At 61.7% G+C, this 4,583-nt stretch carries 6 protein-coding genes; 5 read left to right on the top strand and 1 reads right to left on the bottom strand.

Going from position 1 to position 4,583, the window contains the following annotated elements; translation table 11 throughout:
* Positions 1 to 3 precede the first annotated feature (3 nt).
* Positions 4 to 843 carry an NAD-dependent protein deacetylase gene (locus J4E53_RS29805; protein ID WP_103311355.1) on the bottom strand — a complete coding sequence of 280 codons (840 nt, stop codon included), beginning with the start codon at positions 841 to 843 and terminating at the stop codon, positions 4 to 6.
* 225 nt (positions 844 to 1,068) lie between these two features.
* Between J4E53_RS29805 and J4E53_RS29810 the strand changes: the two genes are divergently transcribed.
* The 5 genes from J4E53_RS29810 to J4E53_RS29825 form a co-directional block, all read left to right on the top strand.
* Positions 1,069 to 1,326 carry a hypothetical protein gene (locus tag J4E53_RS29810; protein WP_060741479.1) on the top strand — a complete coding sequence of 86 codons (258 nt, stop codon included), beginning with the start codon at positions 1,069 to 1,071 and terminating at the stop codon, positions 1,324 to 1,326.
* A 601-nt stretch (positions 1,327 to 1,927) separates the two neighbouring features.
* Positions 1,928 to 2,305 (top strand): general stress protein, encoded by a 378-nt coding sequence (locus J4E53_RS29815; protein WP_060741480.1) that lies wholly within the window; start codon positions 1,928 to 1,930, stop codon positions 2,303 to 2,305.
* Between the two features lie 171 nt (positions 2,306 to 2,476).
* Entirely contained in the window at positions 2,477 to 2,602 is a 126-nt protein-coding gene (locus J4E53_RS30860; protein ID WP_256587282.1) for a hypothetical protein, read from the top strand.
* Positions 2,603 to 2,735: 133 nt separating this feature from the next.
* Positions 2,736 to 3,665, top strand: a complete 930-nt coding sequence (locus J4E53_RS29820; RefSeq protein WP_103311356.1) for a ZIP family metal transporter — start codon at positions 2,736 to 2,738, stop codon at positions 3,663 to 3,665.
* Between the two features lie 187 nt (positions 3,666 to 3,852).
* Positions 3,853 to 4,583 (top strand): hypothetical protein (locus J4E53_RS29825; RefSeq protein ID WP_207268270.1); only part of this gene is annotated, 731 nt, incomplete at its 3' end.

Raw genomic sequence — 4,583 nt, forward strand, 5'->3', positions numbered from 1 at the left:
CGGTTAGAACGGGTGCTGTGCCAGCAATGGCAGTAGTTGTTCACACGGCTCTTCAAGCTTGAGGTCCAGCAACTCATCGGCCCGGGTCTTGCCGCGGTTGATCGCCAGCAGCGGCTTGCCCTGGTCCTTGATGGCCCGGCACAGGCGAAACGCCGAATACGCCATCAGCGACGACCCCACCACCAGCAGGCCGTCCGCCTGCTCGACGGCGTGCATGGCGCGGGTCGCGGTGAGGGGGGCGACGTTCTCGCCGAAAAACACCACGTCGGGTTTCAACCGCTCGCCGCCGCAATGGGGGCAATGGGGCACTTGGAAGCGTGCCTCGAACGCGGGGTCGAGCAGGGTGTCGCCATCGGGGGCCTGCACCGCATCGACACCCGCCAGGTAAGGGTTTGCGGTTTCCATCAACCGTTGAATCTGCTGTCGCTCGCTGCGCTGGCCGCAATCCAGGCACAGCACGCGATGCAGGCTGCCGTGCAGTTCGATGACGTCCTGGCTGCCGGCCTGGTCATGCAGGGTGTCGACATTCTGGGTAATCAGGCCGGTGATGCGTTGCTGCGCCTGCAACTCGGCCAAGGCTTCGTGAGCCACGTTCGGCCTGGCCTGCCTGACCCGGGGCCAGCCCAGCATCGCTCTCGCCCAGTAGCGCCGTCGTGCCTCGGGCTGGGCGAGGAACTCCTGGTACATCATCGGTTGTCGACCCCGACGGACCCCGTCGCTGTCACGGTAGTCGGGGATGCCCGAAGGGGTACTGATGCCGGCGCCGGTGAGCACCAGGAAGCGGCGCCCGGCGGTGTACGCCAGTAACTGATCGATGGGTGCCTGGTGAAGGTCTTCGGGCATGGGAGGTGTCTGCGCTGGCCTTGGGCCGTTGAGGTTAGCACTTGGATCGAGTCGACGCCTTTCGTCGCCCTGGGGCTGGTTTGTTCAAACTTTCCCCCGTGCCGCGCTATCCACTTTTATGTGCGGTACTTCAGAACCCCCGCATACCGAAGCCAAGCGCTGAGCAGCCAAAAGCGGCCGGTCCCGGGGGGCGACCGCTCCTGGAACTGCCGAGAGAGGAAACGTATGAAGCGGACCAAGGGTGAAGTACGGGCCATCAATCGAGAGAGTTCAATGGTGGGTGTGTACGTGAAGCAAGAGGACCGCCATACGGTGCTGAAGCTGAGTTCAGCCAGTGACATCGATATTGGCGACATCCTGGCATGGGACAGCGGTACGGCCTTGGGTACCCAGTCATATCACAACCTGACCAAGGGCTGGACTGCCGATGTGTATGTGGCCAACCACGGTGTTGCGGCGGCGAACCTTGATGTCCAGTTGTGACGACGCCTTCAACCCGTGACCTTGGGAGAAAGAGCATGAGCAAATTAAAGTGCGGTTGCCCCGATTGCCAAGGCGAGGTGGATCCGCAACGGATGTTCAACCACTAATCCGGGTATCGGCGACAGGGTATCCGGACGCCGCAAGCCGGTCAGTGCGGTGGTGCAGGACAACGCCGGCAGCCCGCGCGTTTTGGCTTCCTGGAACGGCGCGAGGCCAGGGTGACGAGACCGGTGCAATGGGGTGCCGGCGTTGCCTGGCCTTTGGCGGACAGCGTGGAAAGACACGCACTGTTTTGAATGTTGAAGCGGGGCAATTGTGGGAGCGAGCTTGCTCGCGATAGCGTCGGATCAGCCTGCATTGATATGACTGACACACCGCATCGCGAGCAAGCTCGCTCCCACAGGGCTGTCACTGGATGAAGTTTCGGTCTCGGCCTGTTTAATAGCCTGTTGCACTAAAGACCACGGCGGCGGCGATATACATCAAGCATTGACCACTCGTCGCCGTTTGCCGCGTTTCCTTCAAACCTTGGCGGCGTCATGTTTTCCGAATAAGACGAGTCAGCAAGGCTCGTGGAGATCAACTAAACGAGGTGAATGAAATGGCTAACACAGGTAATAACAACCCTGGCAATTTCGCTAACGATCGTGAGAAGGCATCGGAAGCCGGGAAAAAAGGTGGCCAGGCGTCGGGTGGCAACTTCGCCAATAATCCTGAGCGCGCCTCCGAGGCTGGACGCAAGGGTGGCCAGGCGTCGGGCGGCAATTTTGCCAACGACCCGAAACGCGCCGCTGAAGCCGGTCGCAAAGGCGGGCAAGCTTCGGGGGGGAACTTTGCCAACGACCCTGAGCGGGCTTCGGAAGCCGGCCGCAAAGGTGGCCAGGCGTCTGGCGGCAACGTTGCCAATGACCGGGAAAAAGCCTCCGGGGCCGGCAGGAAAGGGGCTGAAAAAAGCCATGGCGGCGGTCGTGAATCGTAATGTCCCGTGGTCTCGCAGGTCCCGTGCCGTTGGCATGGGACCTGGTCCGACCGTGATATTAAAAATCGGGTATTGATGCCCGGCTTCACTGGTGTATTGATTGTTTAAAAGATAAGCGAGTGAGCCAGGGTTTCAATTAACCACTCGTCTTCTGTCTTGAATAAAAACCAAATGTTTAACTTCTTCAGACTTTCATGCTGCTCGAGCCATCTGGAAGTGATCGGTTCGATCATCGTGATGTTGAACAAAGGCGCCAAGGGCAAGATGGCTGAAGGCGCGGACGATGTCCGAGCCTGAAAGCAACCCCACCACGGGTGCCGACTTGGGTTCGGGGATGCAAGGTGACAAACTGTAAACCGATGGCGAGGGAGGCGACTCCCACGCCCGGTATTCCAGGCCATACCACGGCCAAGCCCGCTAAGGACATTCGATGGACCAGCCCACCTCCCGGATTCGATCGCCCTGGCGCACCTGGCTGAACCCCGTGCAAGAGAACTGGCTGTTGGGGGTCACGTTCTGGCTCGGGCTTGCGTTGGTGGCCGCGTTGTTGCTCTACAGTGGCTACAACGCCCTGATTGGCGCCAATCGTCAAAACCTGGGCTACGCCGTGCTGGGCGGTACATCGGGTTTTGCCGCCACCGCCCTGGGGGCATTGATGGCGGTGGTGCTGCGGGATATCTCGTCGCGCACCCAGGACATCATGCTGGGTTTCGCCGCCGGCATGATGCTCGCCGCCAGCTCCTTCTCATTGATCCTGCCGGGCATCGAAGCGGCGCAGGTGATTTGTGGCAATCAGCTGCTGGCCGCGTTTGTCGTCGTGGTTGGCCTGGGCTTGGGTGTGGCCCTGATGATCGGCCTCGACCGTTTCGTGCCCCACGAACACGAGTTGAGTGGGCGGCGCGGTCCTGAAGTCGAGCGCATTAACCGTGTGTGGCTGTTCGTGCTCGCCATCACCTTGCACAACCTGCCGGAAGGCATGGCCATCGGCGTCAGTTTTGCCGACGGCGACTTCAAGGTCGGCTTGCCCCTGACCACCGCCATCGCTATCCAGGACATCCCCGAAGGCCTGGCCATTGCCATGGCGCTGAGGGTCACCGGTATCAGCACCTTGCGTGCTGCGCTCATCGCGGTCGGTTCGGGGCTGATGGAGCCCCTGGGGGCGGTGATCGGCCTGGGCATGTCGTCGGGCGTGGCCGTCGCGTACCCCATCAGCCTGGGGCTGGCGGCGGGTGCGATGATTTTCGTGGTCTCCCACGAGGTGATTCCCGAGACACATCGCAATGGCCATGAAACCCCGGCCACCCTGGGGTTGATGATGGGGTTTGCGGTGATGATGTTTCTCGATACGGCGTTGGGTTGAAAGACTCTCCAACGCCTTTCGCCAACGTTTCGGCAAATGCCTGGAACATCCGGAGTTTCCCCCGGGTCGGTGTTGATGACATGGCGTCACTCCCGGTTTGATCACCCTATGTGCTCAAGGCCGGGTGGGTTGAATTGGCGATGTATACTCAACCCCGTGGATGACGTGAATCCGGGGTGGCGCGATCGTGCTGCGTTCGCTGATGCTGGCCGTTGTGCTCGTTCTGGCGGGGTGCGCCACGCCGCAGCGCGGTCAACAGGTCGCCTCGGTGGCGATTTCCCAGGACACTTGGCGACAGGTGGACCAGCAGCTCATCGCAGCCTCGAAAAGCGCCGTCGAGCAGGCGGCACTCTACGCCCGTGGGTCGATGGAGCATTGGCGCGTGTTGGTCTATGAGCGCACCGAGGTTGAATTCATCCCCTGGTTCAGCAGCTATTGGACCCAGGAGTGGCTGGCGGTGAAGGTCAGCTGGTACGCCGCCAGCGCCGAGGGCGAGACGGACTCCTCGGCCAGGCGCCTGGCGGTTTACCTGCAAGAGCAATATCGCGAGCAGGTGCTGGAACCGGTGGCGGTGGAAATCGATCCCGAGGCGATCAGGGCCAACGCCACAGGCTACTACCTGCGCCAGCTCAATCAGCAGGTCCAGGTCATCGCCCTGCGGCATCGCATCCCGAACGAACTGATGAACCGACGCCTGCACGGCATCCCGGCCATCCGCCTCGGCCCGCCAGCGGCGCGTGACGCTTCGTTGTACGAGATGGTCCACACCGAACCGTTGAACACCCTGCCGGCCTATGCGGCCCTGATCGATCACGTCAACAAGGCTGCAACCACAGGTGCCGGACCCTCGGAGGCGGTGATCGCCACGGTGGCGCAACGCACCAGTGAAAAAATCGAGGCCCAGTTCGCCACGCGTGG

Source organism: Pseudomonas sp. FW305-28 (assembly GCF_017351395.1).
GTDB classification, from domain to species: Bacteria; Pseudomonadota; Gammaproteobacteria; order Pseudomonadales; family Pseudomonadaceae; genus Aquipseudomonas; species Aquipseudomonas fluorescens_AA.